The organism is Rhizobium sp. USDA 4016 (assembly GCF_056279705.1).
Genome location: NZ_JBWCCY010000002.1, coordinates 1,780,622 through 1,800,911 on the forward strand (window position 1 = coordinate 1,780,622; position 20,290 = coordinate 1,800,911).

14 protein-coding genes and 1 pseudogene are annotated in these 20,290 nt (G+C 59.1%); 11 read left to right on the forward strand and 4 right to left on the reverse strand.

The genetic code is table 11. The features are described 5' to 3' along the window. The 4 genes from ACZ9DP_RS09610 (at position 1) to ACZ9DP_RS09625 (ending at position 5,864) form a co-directional block, all read left to right on the forward strand. A complete protein-coding gene (locus ACZ9DP_RS09610) occupies positions 1-1,248 on the forward strand; it encodes a glycosyltransferase (RefSeq protein ID WP_476201397.1) in 1,248 nt (415 codons plus the stop codon). Beyond that, a complete protein-coding gene (locus ACZ9DP_RS09615; RefSeq protein ID WP_476201398.1) occupies positions 1,230-2,378 on the forward strand; it encodes a glycosyltransferase family protein in 1,149 nt (382 codons plus the stop codon). Before ACZ9DP_RS09610 ends, ACZ9DP_RS09615 begins: the two co-directional genes overlap by 19 nt. A gap of 193 nt (positions 2,379-2,571) precedes the next feature. After that, complete coding sequence (locus tag ACZ9DP_RS09620) at positions 2,572-5,286, forward strand: ABC transporter transmembrane domain-containing protein (RefSeq protein ID WP_476201399.1); 2,715 nt, start codon at positions 2,572-2,574, stop codon at positions 5,284-5,286. A gap of 107 nt (positions 5,287-5,393) precedes the next feature. Further along, on the forward strand, positions 5,394-5,864 hold the full coding sequence (locus tag ACZ9DP_RS09625; RefSeq protein ID WP_022716669.1) for a cyclic nucleotide-binding domain-containing protein: 471 nt from the start codon (positions 5,394-5,396) through the stop codon (positions 5,862-5,864). A 99-nt stretch (positions 5,865-5,963) separates the two neighbouring features. Here ACZ9DP_RS09625 and ACZ9DP_RS09630 read toward each other — a convergent pair whose 3' ends face one another. After that, positions 5,964-7,298 (reverse strand): MFS transporter, encoded by a 1,335-nt coding sequence (locus ACZ9DP_RS09630; RefSeq protein WP_194731400.1) that lies wholly within the window; start codon positions 7,296-7,298, stop codon positions 5,964-5,966. 368 nt (positions 7,299-7,666) lie between these two features. Here ACZ9DP_RS09630 and cyoA point away from each other — a divergent pair, with 368 nt between their 5' ends. From cyoA to ACZ9DP_RS09655, 5 genes are read left to right on the forward strand one after another with little or no spacing between them, the layout of a single operon-like run. Further along, positions 7,667-8,854 (forward strand): ubiquinol oxidase subunit II, encoded by a 1,188-nt coding sequence (gene cyoA / locus ACZ9DP_RS09635; protein ID WP_476201400.1) that lies wholly within the window; start codon positions 7,667-7,669, stop codon positions 8,852-8,854. Between the two features lie 46 nt (positions 8,855-8,900). Then, positions 8,901-10,904, forward strand: a complete 2,004-nt coding sequence (gene cyoB, locus ACZ9DP_RS09640; protein WP_239601057.1) for a cytochrome o ubiquinol oxidase subunit I — start codon at positions 8,901-8,903, stop codon at positions 10,902-10,904. A gap of 5 nt (positions 10,905-10,909) precedes the next feature. After that, on the forward strand, positions 10,910-11,530 hold the full coding sequence (gene cyoC / locus ACZ9DP_RS09645) for a cytochrome o ubiquinol oxidase subunit III (protein WP_074073032.1): 621 nt from the start codon (positions 10,910-10,912) through the stop codon (positions 11,528-11,530). Further along, positions 11,527-11,928, forward strand: coding sequence for a cytochrome o ubiquinol oxidase subunit IV (gene cyoD, locus ACZ9DP_RS09650; RefSeq protein ID WP_074071569.1), 402 nt, complete (start codon positions 11,527-11,529; stop codon positions 11,926-11,928). Before cyoC ends, cyoD begins: the two co-directional genes overlap by 4 nt. 47 nt (positions 11,929-11,975) lie before the next feature. Further along, complete coding sequence (locus ACZ9DP_RS09655; protein ID WP_476201402.1) at positions 11,976-12,737, forward strand: SURF1 family protein; 762 nt, start codon at positions 11,976-11,978, stop codon at positions 12,735-12,737. Here the strand turns inward: ACZ9DP_RS09655 and ACZ9DP_RS09660 are convergent. From ACZ9DP_RS09660 to ACZ9DP_RS09670, 3 genes and pseudogenes are all read right to left on the reverse strand, one after another. Further along, positions 12,640-14,223: pseudogene (locus ACZ9DP_RS09660) on the reverse strand (ATP-binding protein); the annotation flags it as partial. The gene ACZ9DP_RS09655 and the pseudogene ACZ9DP_RS09660 sit on opposite strands and share 98 nt — an antisense overlap. A gap of 113 nt (positions 14,224-14,336) precedes the next feature. Continuing rightward, positions 14,337-15,743 (reverse strand): FAD/NAD(P)-binding protein, encoded by a 1,407-nt coding sequence (locus ACZ9DP_RS09665; protein WP_476201404.1) that lies wholly within the window; start codon positions 15,741-15,743, stop codon positions 14,337-14,339. Between the two features lie 331 nt (positions 15,744-16,074). Continuing rightward, positions 16,075-17,004, reverse strand: a complete 930-nt coding sequence (locus tag ACZ9DP_RS09670) for an alpha/beta hydrolase fold domain-containing protein (RefSeq protein WP_476201405.1) — start codon at positions 17,002-17,004, stop codon at positions 16,075-16,077. A 44-nt stretch (positions 17,005-17,048) separates the two neighbouring features. On the opposite strand from ACZ9DP_RS09670, the gene ACZ9DP_RS09675 reads away from it, so the two are divergent. Both ACZ9DP_RS09675 and ACZ9DP_RS09680 read left to right on the forward strand, forming a co-directional pair. Further along, on the forward strand, positions 17,049-18,263 hold the full coding sequence (locus ACZ9DP_RS09675) for an acyltransferase family protein (protein WP_476201407.1): 1,215 nt from the start codon (positions 17,049-17,051) through the stop codon (positions 18,261-18,263). A 159-nt stretch (positions 18,264-18,422) separates the two neighbouring features. Continuing rightward, a complete protein-coding gene (locus ACZ9DP_RS09680; RefSeq protein ID WP_476201409.1) occupies positions 18,423-20,276 on the forward strand; it encodes an ABC transporter ATP-binding protein in 1,854 nt (617 codons plus the stop codon). Positions 20,277-20,290: the final 14 nt, after the last annotated feature.

A 20,290-nucleotide genomic window follows, 5' to 3' on the forward strand; every position in this document is an offset into this window, starting at 1 on the left:
TTGCCGGAGCGCCGCAAGATTCTTGTCGTGCTGAAAGGCTATCCGCGCCTTTCCGAAACCTTCATTGCCCAAGAGCTGCTCGGCCTGGAAAAAGCGGGCTTCCATCTGACGCTGATTTCGATGAGGCGGCCGACCGACACGAAACGCCACCCGGTGCATGACGAGATCAAGGCGCGCGTCGTCTACCTGCCGGAATACCTGCACGAAGAGCCGCTGCGCGTCCTGAAGGGGCTTTTTGCCGGCTTTGGAAAGCCGGGTTTCAAGGCCTTGATGAAACGCTTTCTGACCGATCTGCCACGCGATATGTCGCGCAACCGCTTCCGCCGTCTCGGCCAGGCGCTGGTGCTTGCCCGCGAGTGGCCCGATAACGGCCAATGGCTGCACGCACACTTCATCCATACACCTGCTTCTGTCACCGATTATGCAAGCATCCTGACAGGCGTGCCCTGGACCGTCTCGGCCCATGCGAAAGACATTTGGACGTCACCCGACTGGGAGCTGAACACCAAGCTTGGCACCGCCCGCTGGGCGGTAACGTGCACGAGGAGCGGCTGGGAGCATATGCGAAGCCTGACCGGGCGGCCGGATGCAGTACACCTCAGCTATCACGGCCTCGATCTGGCCCGCTTCGGCCGTTTCGAAGGCCAGCACTCCAACCGGGATGGCACCGATCCGTCCGACCCGGTTTTTCTATTGAGCGTCGGCCGGGCGGTCGAAAAGAAGGGCTACGACGTGCTGCTGCGCGCCCTTGCCCTGCTTCCAAAAAGCCTCAACTGGCGTTTCGAACACATCGGCGGCGGTGACGAACTGGCCAGATTGAAGGGGCTCGCCGCGGAGCTCGGACTTGCCGGCAACATTGCCTGGAAAGGCGCGATGGCGCAGAAGGAGGTGCTCGCTCATTACCGCAGCGCCGACCTGTTTGCGCTTGCCTGCCGTATTGCAGCCAACGGCGACAGGGATGGATTGCCAAATGTGCTGGTCGAGGCGTCGAGCCAGCGGCTCATGTGCCTTTCGACCGATGTTTCAGGTGTGCCGGAACTGCTGACAAACGGCGAGAACGGTCTCGTCGTTCCACCGGAAGATCCGATGGCGCTCGCTGGCGCGCTTGAGGCGGCGATCCGCGATCCGGCGCTGCGAAGACGGCTGGGCGATGCGGCGGAAAAACGCGTGCGTGAGCATTTCGACTATCATTCCAGCATAAAGCAGCTGATACACCTCTTCGAAGAGGAATGGCAACAACCCTCATGAGCGCAATACGCATCCTCTTTTACGTCCAGCACCTGCTCGGCATCGGCCACATCGCGCGCGCAAGCCGCATTGCCGACGCATTGGTCAAGGACGGTTTTGACGTGACGGTCGCAACAGGCGGCTTACCAGTTCCAGGCTTTCCCGGCGCAGGCATAAAGACCATAGCCTTGCCGCCGGTCGTTGCCAGCAATGCCGGCTTTTCGGGTCTGGCGGACGCCCACGGCAATGTCGCCGGCGACGCCTTTCTGTCAAGACGGCGCGACCTGCTGCTTGCCGCATTTCAGGAGGTGCGGCCGCATGCCGTCATCACCGAGGCCTTCCCCTTCGGCAGGCGTCAGATGCGCTTCGAACTGCTGCCGCTGCTCGATATGATCGGCAGGACGGATCCAAAGCCAAAACTCTTCAGTTCGGTGCGCGACATCCTTCAAGAAAACCGCAAGCCCGGCCGGGACGAGGAAACCGTCGACCTGGTGAAACGTCACTTCGACGCCGTGCTCGTTCACGGTGATTCGGATTTTGTGCGACTTGAAGATACCTTTCCGCTGACGGCCGAAATCGCAGACAAGGTACGATATACCGGTCTCGTTGCACCCCCACCGGCCGCCGCTCCGACCGACGTCTTCGACATCATTGCCTCCGCTGGCGGCGGGGCCGTCGGCCTGAAGCTCATCCGCGCGGCGCGCGATGCCGCAGCCATGCTGCCCGCAAGTCATCGCTGGCTGCTCGTCACCGGTCCCAATCTGCCGGAGACGGACTTTATCGGGCTGAGCCGGGCCGCACCTGCCAACATCACGCTTGCGCGCTTCCGCAAGGACTTTCCCTCGCTGCTGCGCGGCGCGAAAATCTCGATCTCGCAGGCAGGCTACAACACGGTCGGAGACCTGCTGCGAACAAATTGTCGTTCGATCCTTATCCCCTTTGTCGCCGGCGGCGAAACGGAGCAGACGGTGCGGGCCGAGCGTTTGCAGGCACTGGGTCTTGCCGCAGTTCTTCCAGAGCAAGGACTGACCGCAGAGCATGTGGCAGCGGCGATCGAAAGAGTGCTTGCAGCACCCGCCAGAAAGGACGTCACGCTCGATCTGACGGGAGCCGAGACAACTGCTTCGATCATCCGTTCGATGCTTGGTTGAATCGCTCGCCTATTATGAAAATCCTGTGATATAACTGAAGCTCCGGCGAGAATCGGCATTCGACAGCAATCCGCTTCGCCTTGATTTCCCTACAATACCCGGCGGTCCGGTTGCATGAATCTGTTTTCGGCATCTCCCCTTACGAATGGCCCCCTATCCCGGCCCGCCCTTTCCAATCAGGCTGACGGTTAGCATGGAAAAAAGCCTCGCCCGCTATATCTGGTCGAACACGCGGCGACAGCAGCTTTGGATTTTGGCTGTCGTTGCCGTCTCGATGGTCCCCTATTTCTTGTCCTTCGATTTGCCGAAACAGATCGTCAACGGCCCGATTCAAGGTGATGGCTTCGAGAATGCGAATGCGACCCAGACCTTCATGCATCTTGCCTATGACATCCCGCTGATCGGGCATGTCGAGTTCTTCGAGGGGTTCCAGCTCAACCGCCTTCAGATGCTGATGGCGCTGAGCCTCGTCTTCCTGGCGCTCGTCGTACTGAACGGCCTCTTCAAATTCTACATCAATACCTACAAAGGCCGCCTCGGCGAGCGGATGTTAAGGCGTATTCGGTTCCAACTCATCGACCGGGTGCTGCGTTTCCCGCCCGTCCATTTCAAGCGGGTGAAATCGGCTGAAATTGCCACGATGATTAAGGACGAGGTGGAGCCAATGGGCGGCTTCACCGGTGATGCCTTCGTCTCGCCTGCCCTTCTCGGCGGCCAGGCGCTGACGGCGCTTGCCTTCATCATTGTCCAGAACTTCTGGCTCGGCATGATTGCGGCCGCAATCGTCGGCGTGCAGGCGGTCGTCATTCCGCGCATGAGAAAACGACTGCTCGAGCTCGGCCGCCAGCGGCAGCTGACAGCCCGCGAGCTTTCCGGCCGCGTTGGCGAGATTGTCGAGGGTATCGGCACGATTCACGGCAATGACACCTCGAACCTGGAACGCGCCGACATTGCCACGCGTCTCGGCCTCATCTTCTCGATCCGCTACGACCTTTACCAGTGGAAGTTCCTGGTGAAGTTCCTGAACAACTTCCTGGCGCAGGTGACGCCGTTCCTATTCTACGCGATCGGCGGCTATCTCGCGTTGCAGGGGCGCCTTGACATCGGCCAGCTCGTTGCCGTCATCAGCGCCTACAAGGATCTTCCGGGGCCATTGAAAGAACTGATCGACTGGGATCAGATGCGCCAGGACGTTCAGGTCAAGTATCAGCAGGTCTATGAACAGTTCAATGTCGAGCCGCTCATTGACAGCCGCATCCAGGAAATCCCGGCAGAAGCAATCGGCCCGCTGACGGCAGCCCTCGTCGTCAGCAACCTCACCCTCAGCGACGATAGCGGCGCGCGCCTGGTCGACCACGTCTCGGTCGAGATCAGGCCGAACGAGACAGTGGCGATTGTCGGGCCGAACGGCAGCGGTGCGGAGGCTTTCGCCGAAGCGCTCGGCCGCATCGTCTGGCCGGACTCAGGCCGTATCAGCATCGACGGCCGCGACCTTCTGGAACTGCCGGAATCGATTACCGGCCGTCGCATTTCCTACGCTTCCGCCGATAGCTATTTTTTTCACGGCACGCTGCGCGACAACCTGCTTTACGGTCTCAAGCATGCACCGCTGACCGATCCCAACTACGAGGACGAGGCAGCACAGGAATTCAAATGGCATGCCGCCGAGGCGCTGAAGGCCGGCAACCCGACGCTTGATCTCAACAGCGACTGGGTCGATTACAACGCCGCCGGGGCAACCGGACCGGACGATCTGCTGACGGCGATCCGACCGGTGCTCGATGCCGTGTTGATTTCGCAGGACATTCTCGACCTAGCCCTACGCTCGACGGTTGATACAACAGTGCATGTGGCGCTTGCGGATCGCATCGTCGATCTGCGTCAGTCGCTGCGAGGGCGTATGAAGGACGAGAGCCTCGATGCCATCGTCGTGCCTTTTGATTTCGATAACTACAATTCCCAGGCAACGGTCGGCGAAAACCTGCTCTTCGGCACGATGAAACGACCGATGATGAACAACCGCAAGCTTGCGGCACACCCCTATTTCCAGCAGCTTTTCCGCAATACCGGCCTCAGCAACGACCTCTATGCGATGGGCCTGGAAATCGCCGAAAACGCCGTCGAACTCTTCCACGATCTACCGCCCGACCACCCTTTTTTCCAGCAGCTGACCTTCATGACGGCGGATGATATTCCGACCTATCAGGCCTTGCTGCAGAAATTGCAGAGCCGCCGGTTCGAGGATGCGAGCATCGATGAGCGCTCGATGATCATCCGGCTGAGCTTTGCCTATATCGAGCCGCGCCATCGCTTCGGCTTGCTGAGCGATGAACTGATGGCCAAGATCGTGAGCGCCCGCAAGCAGTTTCACGAGCATATACCGGATGATCTGGCCGTTCTCATCGAGCGGCACGATCCCGAGCGCTTCACCTCCTCCGCAACGCTGATGGACAACGTGCTGTTCGGCCGTATCGCCTATCAGCAGGCGGACGCTTCCGATCGTATTCGCACCATCATGAGCGAACTCTTCGATGCGCTTGATCTTTACGACGACGTGTTGTCGATCGGCCTTGAGTTTGACGTCGGTTCCGGCGGCAAGCGATTGACGATGGTTCAGCGCCAGAAACTCAACCTCGCCCGCGCGCTTTTGAAGCGCTCGGATTATTTCATCTTCAACCGGCCGCTTCCCGCGCTCGATCAGCGTGTGCAGGATCAGATCATCCGCAACGTCGTCCAAGACCTGCACGAGGAGGGTAAACGCCCAGCGATCATCTGGGTGCTTTCAAACGCAAGACTTGCAGAAATCTTCGACAGGATTTTACTTTTTAATCGCGGAGATTTAGTAGAAGCGGGAAACTATCCGGAACTTTCCGAGAAAAACGGGATGTTCAAGGAACTGTTATCGTAATATTCTATTGCAGCGGCTGAGACGGCATTCTTGCGAGGGAATGTCAGTAGAGTTTTTTAAAGCGCGTTCTCCTTCGGCGAGGAGAAGCGGCAGGGGGTGAGACGCTCATGCTGTTGAGAGATGAAGTCGAAATGCTGCGGCGGGTGCCGATCTTCGCAAGGATCGCCCCGGCGAAACTCAAGCTTTTGGCCTTCACCTCCGATCGAATGACCTACAAGGCCGGTCAGGATCTTTTCCACCAGGGCGATCCGGGCGACGCGGCCTATGTGGTGCTTTCCGGCACCGCCGATATTCTCGTGAATTCGCCTGCAGGCGACATAAAAGTCGCCGACGTCGAGGTTAATTCCATCGTCGGCGAAATCGCCATCCTCTGTGACGTGTCGCGCACCGCGACTGTCCGTGCTACCTCTCCACTGGAAGTGCTGCGCATCAGCAAGGAGCATTTCCTGAAGCTTCTCAGCGATTTTCCCGAAATTGCCGTCGAGATCATGCGCGTCCTTGCCGACCGCCTGAACCATACGACGGCGGAATTGACGGCCGCACGCGCTGCAAAGCAGCCGCAGGCGGCGCTGCAGTAATCTTCGGCAAGTTCCGGACATGAAAACCCCCCGAAGGCTGTTGTCCAACTTTCGGGGGTCAGTTCACCGAGGTCGGCGGGCTTCATGCTTCAGTGGTCGCTACTCGCGCTGTTCCAGCGCCTTGCTGAAGGCAAGTGCGGCAAGCGTGCAGATGGCGCCCGAAAGCAGGTAATAGCCGACAAAAGGCAGGCCGAAGCGGCTGGACAGACTAAGTGCAACGAGGGGCGCAAAACCCGCACCCACCAGCCAGGCGAGATCCGACGTGAAGGCTGCGCCCGTATAGCGATAGCCGCGGCCGAACCGCGAAGAGATCGAACCGGTAGCCTGACCGAACGAAAGGCCAAGCACGCCGAAGCCAATGATGACGAATGCGTCCTGACCGGTGTCGCCGGCGGCAATCAGCATCGGACCGATGAAGGAGAAGATCGCGATCAGCACGGCACAGACGGCGAGCTGACCGCGGCGGCCGATGCGATCGGCGATCAGGCCAGAGGCGATGATGGCGACGATGCCGACCATGGCACCGATGATCTGCACAACCATGAAAGTGCCGAGCGGTTGGCTGCCGTAAAGGCTCATCCAACCAAGCGGAAAAATGGTGACGAGATGGAACATTGCAAAGCTTGCGAGAGGGACGAAGGCGCCGATCAGGATATCGCGACCGTGGATGCGAAGGACATCAACAATTGGCGCCGCTTCCAGTTCATGCTGCTCCAGGAGCGTGCCGAATTCTTTCGTCATGACGAGACGCAGGCGGGCAAAGAGGGCCACGACGTTAATGGCGAATGCGACGAAGAACGGGTAGCGCCAGCCCCAGGAGAGGAAATCATCGTTTGAGAGATTGGCGATGAAGAAGCCGAACAGGGTGCTCGCCAGCGCAAAACCGATCGGCGCACCGAGCTGCGGGATCATCGCATACCAGCCGCGGTGCCGCTCCGGCGCATTCAGTGCCAGCAACGAAGCAAGCCCGTCCCATGCGCCTCCGAGGGCAAAGCCTTGCCCAAGGCGGAAAAGCGCAAGCAAGGCGATCGACCAGTAGCCGATTACGTTGTAGCCGGGCAGGAAGGCAATCGAGGCCGTCGAGCCACCGAGCAGGAAGAGCGCAATCGTCAGCTTTGTGCCGCGGCCGTAGAAGCGGTCGATGGTCATGAACACAACGGAGCCGACAGGGCGGGCAAGGAAAGCCAGCGAAAAGATCGCGAAAGAATAAAGCGTCGCCGTCAGCCGGTCCGGCGCGAAGGGAAAGACAAGCTGCGGAAAGACGAGAACCGAGGCCAGGCCGTAAACGAAGAAATCGAAAAATTCCGACATGCGTCCGATGACGACGCCGATCGCGATGCTGCCCGGCGAGACCGGCTTGTCATCGTGAATTCTGCGTGCGTCGCGTTCCAGCGTGCGCGATGACGGTCCGTAGTGTACCTGTGTTTCAGCCATTTAACGCCTCCCTCGTTGAGGTGCTTTTACGAAGCGCCTCAAGGACGATCTTGATCAAACCCGCCGGGTTATCAAGTCCGGACGGCGCAAATAGTTCATCATCCATTCTCAAAATTGCATGTAGATCGCAAAATGCGCACGGGGCGGCTTGCGAAACTGGCCAACTGCGCATTTGCGGATATATAGGCCGGAAAAACATTTGATCCCGGCACAATCCTTCTTGCATTGATCAGGATTTTTCAGAATGCCGTGAAATGACATTCTGCCGCATCGCGGCATATTTGCTGCACTGCGACCAAACACCTCATGTCACCATGCCGTTTCGTGCTTTAGTCGCGGTTCGGACGAAACAACAAGAGCTTAGAGACGTGCAAAAACTGATGAAGTTTTCCCGCCTTCTATCCGTGTTGCCGCTATTCATGCTGGCAGGGTGCAATCTGGTGGTGATGTCGCCCTCGGGCGATATCGCCAATCAACAGGCAGACCTTATCCTGGTCTCGACCTTCTTGATGCTTTTGATCATCGTGCCGGTCTTGTTCCTCACACTGTTCTTCGCCTGGCGATACAGGCGCTCGAACACAGCGGCGACCTATGATCCGGAATGGCATCACTCCACCCGCCTTGAATTCGTGATCTGGTCAGCGCCGCTTGCCATCATCATTGCGCTCGGCGCAATCACTTGGATCAGCACACACAAGCTCGACCCCTACCGCGCGCTTGACCGGCTGGATGCAGAACGCGCGATTCCTGCTGGTGCGAAGCCGCTCACCGTCGAAGTCGTGGCGCTCGATTGGAAATGGCTGTTCTTTTATCCTGACCTCGGCATTGCGACCGTCAACGAACTGGCAGCCCCGGTCGACGTTCCGATCAATTTCAAAATCACCGCGTCTTCGGTAATGAACTCCTTCTACATTCCGGCGCTCGCCGGCCAGATCTACGCCATGCCCGGCATGCAGACGAAGTTGCACGCCGTCATCAACAAGGAAGGCGAGTACGAAGGCTTTTCTGCCAATTACAGCGGCGACGGCTTCTCGCACATGCGCTTCAAGTTTCACGGCCTAAACCAGCAGGGCTTCGACGATTGGATCGCCCGTGTCAAAGCGCAAGGTACGGCGCTTAACCGCGATGCCTACCTGAAACTCGAAAGGCCGAGCGAACGAGAGCCCGTGCGCTACTACGCCAGCGCCGAGGCCGGCCTCTACGAGGCCATCCTCAACATGTGCGCGACGCCCGGTAAGATGTGCATGAACGAGATGATGCACATCGACATGATGGGCGGCGCAGGCAAGGAGAGCGCCGAAAACCGGGAGCGGCTGGAATATGACAACCGCCATGCCGAACAGGGTGAGCGCACCAATGCCCCGACCTTCCCTGCAACCGGCACGCCGGCACGCAGCGGGCAAGAGCCCGAGGGCACCGACAGCAACAGCCAGCAGCCTGACGCCCAGCCGCAGCAGGGCGGGCAGACCATGCCCGGGATGCAGCATGACGGTCATTCGATGCCCGGCATGGATCACGGCAGTGGCAGTCCGGCTCAACCGGGCAGCAACAATTAAAACCTGGCGCTTTGCGTCGCTAAGACACCAATGAACGGGTTAATCCATGTTTTCCAATCCTGACCTCCTGAAGTTCATCTTCGGCCGGTTGACCCTTGAGGCGATCCCCTATCACGAGCCGATCCTCGTCGCGACCTTCATAGCCGTGGTCATCGGTGGTCTCGCCCTGGTCGGCCTCATTACTCATTACAGATTTTGGGGTCCGTTGTGGCGCGACTGGATCACCAGCGTCGATCACAAGAAAATCGGCATCATGTACGTGATCCTCGCCGTCATCATGCTGCTGCGCGGCTTTTCGGACGCGATCATGATGCGGATCCAGCAAGCGATCGCCTTCAACGGATCGGAAGGCTATCTGCCGCCGCACCACTACGACCAGATCTTTACCGCCCACGGCGTTATCATGATCTTCTTCGTGGCCATGCCCTTCGTCACGGGCCTCATGAACTTCGTGGTACCGATGCAGATCGGTGCTCGTGACGTCTCCTTTCCCTTCCTCAACAACTTCTCCTTCTGGATGACGACGGCCGGCGCCATCATCATCATGCTGTCGCTCTTCATCGGCGAGTTCGCGCGCACCGGCTGGCTTGCCTACCCGCCGCTTTCAGGCGCCGACTACAGTCCGGGGGTCGGCGTCGACTACTACATCTGGGGCCTGCAGGTTGCAGGTGTTGGGACGACACTTTCGGGCATCAACCTGATCGCCACCATCGTGAAGATGCGCGCGCCTGGCATGACCATGATGAAGCTCCCCGTCTTCACCTGGACCTCGCTTTGCACCAACGTCTTGATCGTCGCCACCTTTCCGATCCTGACGGCAACGCTTGCGCTGCTGGCGCTCGACCGCTACGCCGGCACGAACTTCTTCACGAACGACCTCGGCGGCAATCCGATGATGTATGTCAACCTCATCTGGATCTGGGGCCATCCGGAGGTCTATATCCTCGTGCTGCCGGCCTTCGGCATCTTCTCGGAAGTGGTCGCGACCTTCTGCGGCAAGCGCCTGTTCGGCTACGCCTCGATGGTCTATGCGACAGTGGTCATCACCATCCTTTCCTATATCGTCTGGCTCCATCACTTCTTCACCATGGGTTCCGGCGCCAGCGTCAACTCCTTCTTCGGAATCACGACCATGATCATCTCGATCCCCACGGGAGCGAAGATGTTCAACTGGCTCTTCACCATGTATCGCGGCCGCATCCGCTATGAAGTGCCTATGCTTTGGACCGTCGGCTTCATGGTGACCTTCGTCATCGGCGGCATGACCGGGGTGCTGCTTGCCGTTCCGCCTGCAGACTTCGTGCTGCACAACTCGCTGTTCCTGATCGCCCACTTCCACAATGTGATCATCGGTGGCGTGCTGTTCGGCCTGCTTGCAGGCGTCAACTACTGGTTCCCGAAGGCCTTCGGCTTCAAGCTCGATCCTTTCTGGGGCAAGGTGAGCTTCTGGTTCTGGCTGACCGGCTTCTATTTCGCCTTCATGCCGCTCTATGTGCTCGGCCTGATGGGCGTCACCCGCCGCGTGTCGCAGTTTGAGGACCCGTCGCTGCAGATCTGGTTCATCATCGCAGCCTTCGGTGCTTTCCTGATCGCGCTCGGCATACTGTCGTTCCTCGTCCAGCTTGTCGTCAGCTTCATGAGGCGCGAGGAACTTGCCGACCATACAGGCGATCCATGGGATGCCCGCACACTTGAATGGTCGACGTCGTCGCCGCCGCCCGACTACAACTTCGCCTTCACGCCCGTGGTGCACGATCATGACAGCTGGTACGACATGAAGAACCGCGGTTACGAACGACCCCTCGAAGGCTTCAAGCCGATCCACATGCCGAAGAACACCGGCACCGGGGCAATCCTTTCGGCCATCAGCGTGGCTCTCGCCTTCGGCCTGATCTGGTACATGTGGTGGCTCGTCGCTGCCTCCGCCGCGGCGCTGCTCGTCGTCACCATTGTCCATACCTTCAACTATAGGCGCGACTTCTATATCCCGGCCGAAGAGGTCAGTAAAACGGAAGGCAAGCGGACCGAACTGCTTGCGACACAGGTATAATGACCATGAGCGATCATACTATCGACACGGCCGAAAAGCCTGAGTTCTATCTGACCGAAGAACATCATCCCGAAGGCAGCACAAATCTCGGCTTCTGGCTCTACCTCATGAGCGACTGCCTGATCTTTGCGGTGCTGTTTGCGACCTATGGCGTTGTTGGCCGCAATTATGCGGCAGGGCCTTCGCCGAAGGACCTGTTCGATCTGCCGCTCGTGGCAGTCAACACGTCGATGCTGCTCTTTTCTTCGATCACCTACGGCTTCGCCATGCTCCAGATGGAAAAGAACAGCAAATCGGGCACGCTGATGTGGCTGGCGGTGACCGGCCTGTTCGGGGCGGCGTTCATCGGGCTTGAACTTTATGAGTTCATTCATTTGATCCACGAGGGTGCAGGTCCATCGCGCAGCGCTTTCCTTTCGGCCTTCTTTACGCTGGTCGGAACCCATGGGCTGCACGTCACGTCCGGCATCATCTGGATGGCAACGCTGATGGTGCAGGTTTCGATGTACGGCCTGATCGAGGCCAACCGGCGCCGCCTGATGTGCCTTTCGATGTTCTGGCACTTCCTCGACGTCGTCTGGATCGGCGTCTTTTCCTTTGTCTACCTGATGGGAGTTCTCGGATGAGTTCGCAAGCACCCGCACATGAGGACGCACACGAAGCCCATCATGGCCATAGCCACGGACACGGGGCAGGCCATGGCTCGATGAAGAGCTATACGATCGGTTTCGCCCTCTCGGTCATCTTGACCGCCATTCCCTTCTGGCTTGTCATGGCCGGTGTCTTCGAGAGCCCGGGGGTGACTGCTTTTCTTGTGATGGCGCTCGGCGCGATCCAGATCGTCGTTCACATGATCTGCTTCCTGCATATGAACACCCGCTCGGAAGGCGGCTGGACGATGATGGCGCTGATCTTCACGATCGTGATCGTGGCGATCGCGCTTTCCGGCTCGCTTTGGGTCATGCATCATCTGAATACCAATATGATGCCGATGAGCCCTGAAATGATGAAGAACATGCCCTAGGGGTGTCGAGCGGGCGGCGGCAAGGCCGCCCGTGCAGGTTTTCCGCCATGCCAGACAGCTTTCCTTTACCGAAAGACCGGCGCCGACCATCAATCCGGCTGGCAATGCTGTGCAGCCTGATGCTTCTTTCGACGGCAGGTTTCGTCGCTCTCGGCCTCTGGCAGGTGGAGCGGCTGTCCTGGAAACGTGACCTCATTGCTCGGGTCGATCAACGGGTCCACGCCGAGCCGGCCCCGGCCCCGACAGGAAGGGCAGTCCATGCCGCAGACGACGAATACCGCCGTGTAACGGCGACCGGCACATTGCAGAACGGCAAGGAGACGCTGGTCTATGCCTCGACCGAACTGGGTCCAGGCTTTTGGGTGATGACACCGCTGTCGCTTGGTGATGGCCAGACGGTCTTGATCAACCGCGGCTTCGTGCCGACCGACAGGCGCGATCCGCAAACCCGGCCGTCCGGCCAACTCTCCAGTCAGGTCACGATCACAGGGCTGATGCGGATCACGGAACCGAAGGGTTCGTTGCTACAATCGAACGACCCGGCCTCGGGCCGCTGGTACTCCCGCGATGTAGCTGCAATCGCGGCGGAAAAGCATGTGGCAGACGCTGCCGAGTATTTCATCGATGCCGACAACACTCCCAATCCCGGTGGTCTGCCGATCGGCGGACTGACACGCATCGTCTTTCCGAACAACCACCTCGTCTACGCGATCACATGGTTTGGCTTGGCGCTGATGGTGGCGGGCCTGCTGGCATTCGTGATCCGAAGCGAGGTTCGGACGCACCGGCCGTGGCAATCGTCCGGCTGATTGCCTCGGCAAGTTGTGCCTGCGAGAAGGGCTTGCCGAGACGCGGCAGGTCGATGAGGCCGCCGCCGGGCGGAATGTCGGCATAGCCCGTGGCAAGGATGATCGGCATGTGCGGCCAATCACGGCGGATCGCCTCCGCAAGCTCTGCACCCGTCATCCGCGGCATGGCGTGGTCGGAGATGACAAGGTCGACCTGTTCGCTGGAAAGGATGGCCAGCGCATCGGCGGCCGATGCCGCCTCTATGACGTCGTAGCCTAGGTCCTCCAGCATCAAAACCGTGTTCATGAGCACGAGACTGTCGTCGTCGACGGCCAGGATGCGAAGCGAGCGCGGAAGGCCGGGATGATCGGCCGCTTTTTCCGGGAGCTCTACCGGTGCGTCCTGTGCCAGGACCGCAGGGAACCAAAGCTCGGCGACCGTGCCTTCGCCGAGGCGGCTCTTCAAGACGAGCCGGCCGCCTGACTGCGCGGCGAGCCCTTGAACCATCGGCAATCCGAGACCGGTGCCTTTCCCGACACCCTTCGTCGTGAAGAAGGGTGTCGTCGCCTGTTCAAGTGTCTCTTCGTCCATGCCCTCTCCGCCGTCGATGACCGAAAGACAAAGATACGCACCGGGCGTAAGGATCCCTTCCCTTTCACCTACCGTCCGTTCCTGCGCTCTGACAGTGATTTTCCCTCCGCGCGGCATGGCATCACGCGCGTTCACAATCAGATTGAGGATTGCTGTTTCGAGCTGGTTGGGATCGGTGGCAATTATTGGAACGCCCGGCAGCACATCGATTTCCAGCATGGTCAGCGGCCCGAGCGAACGTTGCAGCATGTCGGCCATTCCGTCCATGAGCGCTGCAATCTCGATCGTCTTGACCGCCAGTTCCTGGCGCCTCGAAAAGGCGAGCATGCGCTGCGTCAAGGCAGCGCCGCGCTGCGCACCCTGGATGGCATTTTCGACGAGGGGCATCAGCTCCGGTTGTTCAGGCATCCGCTTCTTCAAAATCTCCAGGCTGCCGAGAACGGCCATCAGAAGATTGTTGAAGTCGTGGGCAATGCCGCCGGTGAGCTGGCCGATCGCCTCCATCTTCTGCGCCTGGAAGAGCTCTTCGCGTGCCTGATCGAGCGCACGTTGGATTTCGCGCTTCTCGGTCATGTCGCGGGTGATCTTCGCAAAACCAATTACTTCCCCGCAATCGTCCGTGATAGCGTCAAGGACCACGTTCGCCCAAAAGCGGCTGCCGTCCTTGCGCATGCGCCAGGCCTCCTTTTCGAAGCGGCCGTCGCGGCGGGCAATTTCAAGCGCACGTTCCGGCTCACCGGCAGCACGGTCCTCCTCGGTGTAGAAATTCGAGAAGTGCCTGCCGATGATTTCTTCCTGTGAATATCCTTTGAGGCGCTGAGCACCGACGTTCCAGGTGGCGACGTGACCCTCCGGACTAAGCATATAGATTGCGTAGTCGGTGATGGCATCGACAAGTAACCGCAAGCGGCCCTCGCCCGTGAGAGACGCACCAAATCGATCCATCACTTCCATAAGCCCCCGTGGGAAACACCAGTTTCCTAAACCGAAGGAGCCGCGAAATGGTTCCCACAAAAGTCCGAATAATTTCAAACAGCTCTGCTTCGAGGATAGAACTGCTCTCCTACCTTCTCCGCAGCCGCGTAGGCCTGGGTGACGATTTCAGGGACCAGATCGATATCCGGCAGACTGCCAAGGCCGAGCGGACCGACGGCGAAGAGGCCGTCCACCGTCGATCCGTCCTCGAGGCAGAGGTCGCCGCGCTGATCGACGGCAAGCCCCAGCGAAAGCTCGTCGGGCACGGCAAGGCCGGAGCCGATCAGGCTCTGCATCAAAGGCATCGCCAGATCAGGTGCCTTGCAGCGGCAGTCGAATACACGCTCCGCATAGATGACTTCCTCGACATTTGATCCGGCCGGCGTGAAGAAGATGCCGCTGAGCCCCGGGCGGCCGGCCGTGCCTCGACGAAGGATAGTATTGCCTTCGGCAAGCTCGCGTTTCAAGCGCAGATACATCGCTTCTGGCAGGCGGTTGCGGTGGCTGTCATAGATGGCGCGCAGATGCCGGTTGAACTGGCGTTTCTGATCGGCCGGCAGCGAACGCCAGAGAGAGCGGGCATGTCTGCGCAGACCGTTCATCACCGATTGCCAGCTACGGCCCTCTTCTTCTGCCTCACGGCAGGCAGTGCGGATGAAGCGGACGATCTCGGGCAGCTTTTGCGGCAACCCCTCGGCCGGGAAAACCGGATCGGCGGAATTCGGTGTATGGCTCTGCGGCAGGAAACCATGCTTCGAGACAATCGTGATCTGGCCAGTGTAACCGCTATCGCGCAGTTGCAGCAACTGGTCGACCACGCGGATGCCGCTTCCAAGGAGAACAGCATGCGGCCGGGCGACGAGACGCTGGGCCCGCACCGGCGACCGATCCTCCGTCTCCGGCTCGGGCTCGGAAAGCCCGTAGCCGGTGGCCAGGACGACGGTATCGAAGAGCGGATTGGCTGGATGGGCGCTTTCGAGCAGAAAGCGGTTTGCATCGCTTCTGCGGATTGCGACGACCGGCTCGTGACAGACCTGTACGGTGATATCCTTGCGGGCTGCGAGCGCTTCTGAAAAGCGCTGATAGACGTAGTCGCTGAAAAGTGCCTTTGGAACGAAAATCTGGCGGAAACCCGGGATCGCGGCACGCACGGCAGCCCGGAATTCCGCGTTGCTACAGAGCCAGTCGTTGAAATCGTCGGCGTCGCCGAGCGACACCGAAAGGTCGCGCACGCGGGTATTGAGGATCGTCGAAGCGCGCGCCGACGACAGCGCCTGGCCCCCGCTGACCGAGGAATTCGGATCGAAAAGCTGAAGATGGAACGGCGTTCGCACCGTTTTCATCACGGCGATTGCGCTCATCATGCCGGAAAAACCCCGGCCGACGATTGCGATACGAGGGACAGCCGAAACCCGTGCCGTCGTCTTGAACTTCGAAGCAAAAAGTCCCTGAACCGTCATCTCAACTCCCTTGCAGGATCAGCCCGCATCGTGTCTCGATCAAGGTTTTCAACGCAGGACAACACGCGCCTGCGTTGGTGAGGTTCATGCGGCCGTCTGGAACGCTTGCCGCTCATCGAAGCGTTGAGCTTCGTCAGAAACGAGGGAACATTGCCGTCGTCATAGTCTATCAAACTAGTCGTGTATGAAAGCCCTAAAATGGGAACGTGGCAAGCGTTTTGTTCGGCATAACTGCAGACAAGTCAGCCACAGCGCTGAAACAAAAGAGAGATTTGTCCTTTCCACCGCGCCTTGTGCTGCCTTGTCTAAGATACCTGTTCGGACCAGGCGGCTATTTCACAACGCGATCGATCAGGAAATTGAAGAAATCGCTGTAGCGCGCCGGAATACGCTCTGCCCCCTCGAGAAGGGTCACGGCATGGCCGTTCCTTTCGGCGGTCTTTTGAAATTCTGCGCCAAACTTCGGGCTGTGGACGAGCGCCATGTGATCGCTCGACTGATCCTGCAGCCCCCCCGAATAGAGAAGCACGATCGGCGGCGAGTCTGCGCGAACCAGATAGGAGGGTGACAGCGTCGAGATGTAATTCAGGAATTTATCTCTTTGCGCCAGAAAGGATTGGAAATCCGCTTCGGGCAGGCCAAAGGCATGGCCTCCGTAATTGATGGATGGACCGACCCAATCGCGCATCTCAAAGGGATCGATCGTGGTTTGCGCATCGATGCCGCCGACCGCCTTGATCGCCTGCAGCGAACCGTCCTCATTGATCGACAATGCCAGCCAGAGCGCATTGAAGCCGCCTGCCGAAGCGCCGTATATGGCAAGCCGTGTATTATCAATGCCAAGGCTCCCGCCATTCTTCAGGAGATATCCGTAGGCCGATTTGGTATCCTCAAGCGCGGCAAGCACGGGCGGGAATATCCGGTCGCGTTTTGCCTCGACCAGATTGCGATAGTTGATCGCAACGACCGCAACGCCCTTCGACAGCATATAGTCCCTGGCATTGGCCGCGAGATACTGCTTGTCACCATTCCACCATCCGCCGCCATGGACATAGATGATCGCCGGAAACAGACCGGCACCGGGCGGTTTATAGATGTCCATCCTGTTGCGGGCGTCGCTTCCGTAGGCGATGTCCTTGAAGGCAGGACCGTCCCTATCAGTCGAGGCCAAAAGCTCGCAAGTCCCGGCCGCAAGTAAGAAAAATGCGAGCCCGGCTATAGCCAGCATCGCCGTGATACGCCTCGATAATCCGTAACTCATGCTGCAACCTCTCGCCGTCCGCCACGTGTTCCAAGATAAAAAGTTTGCAATCCACGCGCAATATGGGTGGACAACGGAATTATATTAATAGTAATACGCTAAAGAAACAAATACTCGAAACTTATCCGGGACATATACTCCTTTTGGATGAGACTATGCCTGAACAAAAGCCTGCAACACATTATTACGTGGTAGATATAGTCAGAATTTATGCTGCTGCATTGGTTCTGCTATTCCACTTTTCAAGCTTCCAGCTTCCGCAAACTAGCGGGCCGGTGTTCGCCTTCCTCTGGCCATTCGATGGGGTTGGCAGCATTGGCGTTGAGATTTTTTTCGTGATTTCCGGCCTCGTGATCTCCATGAGCGCAGAAAGCGCCAGCGGCATGCACGGCGCTCTCCGTTTCATTCACCTGCGCGCCCTTCGAATCCTGCCGGCTTTGTGGATTTCCAGCGTGATCGGCTTTGCGGCCTTATCGCTGGCGGGCCAGGACATTACGTCTCTCGTCCCTCCCCTCATCCGTTCCTCGGTCCTTTCGCCGGTCGGGCCTTATATCGATGGCGTCGTATGGTCGCTGGTGGTCGAGGCTGCGTTCTACCTGACCGTCGGGATCACGATCGTCTTTGCGCCGCGTCTTTCTTTGGAAAACCTGGCGAAGATCATTTGCGCCGGAAGCTCGGTCTATCTCGTTGTATGGTCTGCGGCCTTTCTACTCGACAAGGAGCTGTTTGCGACGCTTTCGCGTTTCCCTTCGAAGGTCTTTCTCATGCGCTACGGCGTATTCTTTGCGCTGGGCATGTTGCTGTGGGCTCACCTGCGCGGCCATCGCTCCAAAGTCGCGATCGGCGCCCTGCTGCCAGCAGGTTTGATGTGCATTGTCGAGATATTCGTCGGCAGGGATCTCTTATGGGGCATCGGCACCGGGGCCTGTGTGGTGTGGCTGACGGCCACAGCCTTTATGGTTTTTTGCATCATGCATGCGGACGCATTCGAAATCCGGTTCACCCATCGGCAGCGGACAATATTCCGATATCTCGGAAGCCTGAGCTACGCACTCTACCTTAATCATTACACGTTCGGCGGCTTGATCGTCCAATCGCTGGCGACAGTGCTGCCGCCAGTCTCGCGGGTGTCTGTCGGTTTGCTGTTCTGCGCTTCGGTTTGCGCCGTCCTTTTGATGTCCTGTTTCGTCACGTCCGCAGAAAGGATCGTGAAGAAACCTCTAATGCTGCGGCGTTCGCCGCAATTGGGACCGAGCTGAGGGATTCGTCTCACTCACGAGAAAATAACCAACTGGTGAATTCTTTACTTGAACGCTCAGGTAGAATCGGCAAAACTAAGCGCGCTAATCAATCCCTTCATGGAATTGCCGTCTTTTCGGGCCAGCGTCCGAACCATACATCTATTTGGAATCAATACCGTGAGCAGCGATGCGTCGATACGCGCGACGAAGCCTTCAGCTTCGCTTGCGCTTGTGAATGCGGCAGGCTGGGGCAAGGGCCTTTATACGCTGGTCCGCATCACCGTCATGGCCTTTCGTCACCCTTGGCAAGCGGGTTTCGCCATTGGCGCAACCCTCATAGCATCCGCGTTCCAGCTTCTGATTCCGCGCCTGCTCGGCCAGGCGGTCGACCATACGCAGGTTGCACTGACCGGCGGAGCGGCCGGCCAGTTGGCGCAGGAGGCGCTGCTGACGACGGCGCTGCTTTTACTCGGTGCCAGCGTGCTCCGCGGCGTCTTCACGATGGTTCAGAACTATTACAGCGAAAGCGTCGGCCACCACATGGGCTACGAGCTGCGGCTTGCCTGTTACGAGAAGATCCAGCGGCTCTCCTTCAGCTTTCACGACACGGTTCATTCGGGCGATCTGATCACTGTCGGACTGCTCGATCTCGAAGGCGTGCGAATGTATTTTTCGACAGCGCTTGTGCGTGTCTTCCTGCTTTCGACGCTGATCGGGATCGGTGCGTACATGCTGATTTCGACCGATGTGGTTCTTGGCCTCCTGGCGCTGAGTTTCGTGCCTTTCGTCGGCTGGCGTTCCTCAGTGACGCAGCTGCGGCTGCGTGCCACGTGGCTCGACCTGCAGGAGCGGCTTTCGGTGCTGACCCGTATCATGGAGGAGAATCTCGGCGGCATCCGTGTCGTCCGTGCCTTCGCAGCGCAAGACCATGAGCTCTCCAAATTCGAAAAGGCATCGAAGAATGCGCTGACGCTTGCCCACCAGCGTGTCGGTATCCGTGTTGCCAATACCAGCGCCATGACCTTTTCCTTCTTCGCTGCGATGGGCCTCGTGCTCTGGGTCGGCGGAGAAAAGGTAATGGCCGGCGACATCACCGTCGGCACGCTCGCTTCGTTCTTGACGTTCATGACCATCCTGCAAATGCCGGTGCGTCAACTCGGCCTGATGGTCAACGCCTTTGCCCGGGCATCGACATGCGGCACGCGCCTCTTCAATCTGCTCGACCTGGAGATCGCCATACGCAATGCCCCGGATGCAAAGGAATTGAAGGTGTCAGAAGGCACGCTTCGTTTCGAGAATGTCGCCTTCGCTTATCCAAGCTCGGACATGCATCAGGTGCTTCACGGCGTTTCCTTCGAAGCGCGGCGTGGTGAAACGGTTGGCATCGTCGGCCCGCCGGGCAGCGGCAAATCGACGATTGCCCATTTGATCCCGCGCTTTTATGACGTGACGAAGGGAAGGATCACGATCGACGGGCAGGATATCCGCAAGGTGACACTGCAATCGCTCCGCCGCGCAGTTGCCGTCGTGCAGCAGGATTCCTTCCTGTTCACGACAACCATCGAAAACAATATCGCCTATGGCGATCCGTGGGCCAAGGAGCCGCGGATCGAGCGCGCGAGCGAAAGCGCGCAGCTGCACAACTATGTCCTCGGCCTGCCGAGAGGCTACGGCACGGTGGTCGGCGAACGCGGCGTTTCGCTATCCGGCGGCCAGCGCCAGCGCCTTTCGATCGCGCGCGCGCTGATGCTGAGGCCGGCAGTGATGGTATTTGACGACTCGACGGCGGCGATCGACGCTGCCACCGAACAGCGCATCCGCGCCGCCATGCGCAAATACGCCGCCGACCGCGTGACGATCATCGTCGCCCACCGGCTGAGTTCGCTGATGCATGCCGACCAGATCCTCTTCGTCGAGGACGGCTGCATCGTCGAGCGCGGCACGCATGAGGAGTTGCTGGCCGCCGGCGGCCGGTACAAGGCACTTTACGACTTGCAGGTGCGGCCGGGCGACGACGCTTTGAGCGCGTAAGAAACCGGCGCAGG

What these genes read in the sequence shown, in the direction of transcription:
- cyoD (WP_074071569.1), top strand. Translation starts at nt 11,527, where the DNA reads ATGAGTTCGCAAGCACCCGCACATGAGGACGCACACGAAGCCCATCAT.
- ACZ9DP_RS09665 (WP_476201404.1), bottom strand. Translation starts at nt 15,743, where the DNA reads ATGACGGTTCAGGGACTTTTTGCTTCGAAGTTCAAGACGACGGCACGG.
- ACZ9DP_RS09625 (WP_022716669.1), top strand. Translation starts at nt 5,394, where the DNA reads ATGCTGTTGAGAGATGAAGTCGAAATGCTGCGGCGGGTGCCGATCTTC.
- cyoC (WP_074073032.1), top strand. Translation starts at nt 10,910, where the DNA reads ATGAGCGATCATACTATCGACACGGCCGAAAAGCCTGAGTTCTATCTG.
- ACZ9DP_RS09655 (WP_476201402.1), top strand. Translation starts at nt 11,976, where the DNA reads ATGCCAGACAGCTTTCCTTTACCGAAAGACCGGCGCCGACCATCAATC.
- ACZ9DP_RS09630 (WP_194731400.1), bottom strand. Translation starts at nt 7,298, where the DNA reads ATGGCTGAAACACAGGTACACTACGGACCGTCATCGCGCACGCTGGAA.
- ACZ9DP_RS09615 (WP_476201398.1), top strand. Translation starts at nt 1,230, where the DNA reads ATGGCAACAACCCTCATGAGCGCAATACGCATCCTCTTTTACGTCCAG.
- ACZ9DP_RS09620 (WP_476201399.1), top strand. Translation starts at nt 2,572, where the DNA reads ATGGAAAAAAGCCTCGCCCGCTATATCTGGTCGAACACGCGGCGACAG.
- cyoB (WP_239601057.1), top strand. Translation starts at nt 8,901, where the DNA reads ATGTTTTCCAATCCTGACCTCCTGAAGTTCATCTTCGGCCGGTTGACC.
- ACZ9DP_RS09670 (WP_476201405.1), bottom strand. Translation starts at nt 17,004, where the DNA reads ATGAGTTACGGATTATCGAGGCGTATCACGGCGATGCTGGCTATAGCC.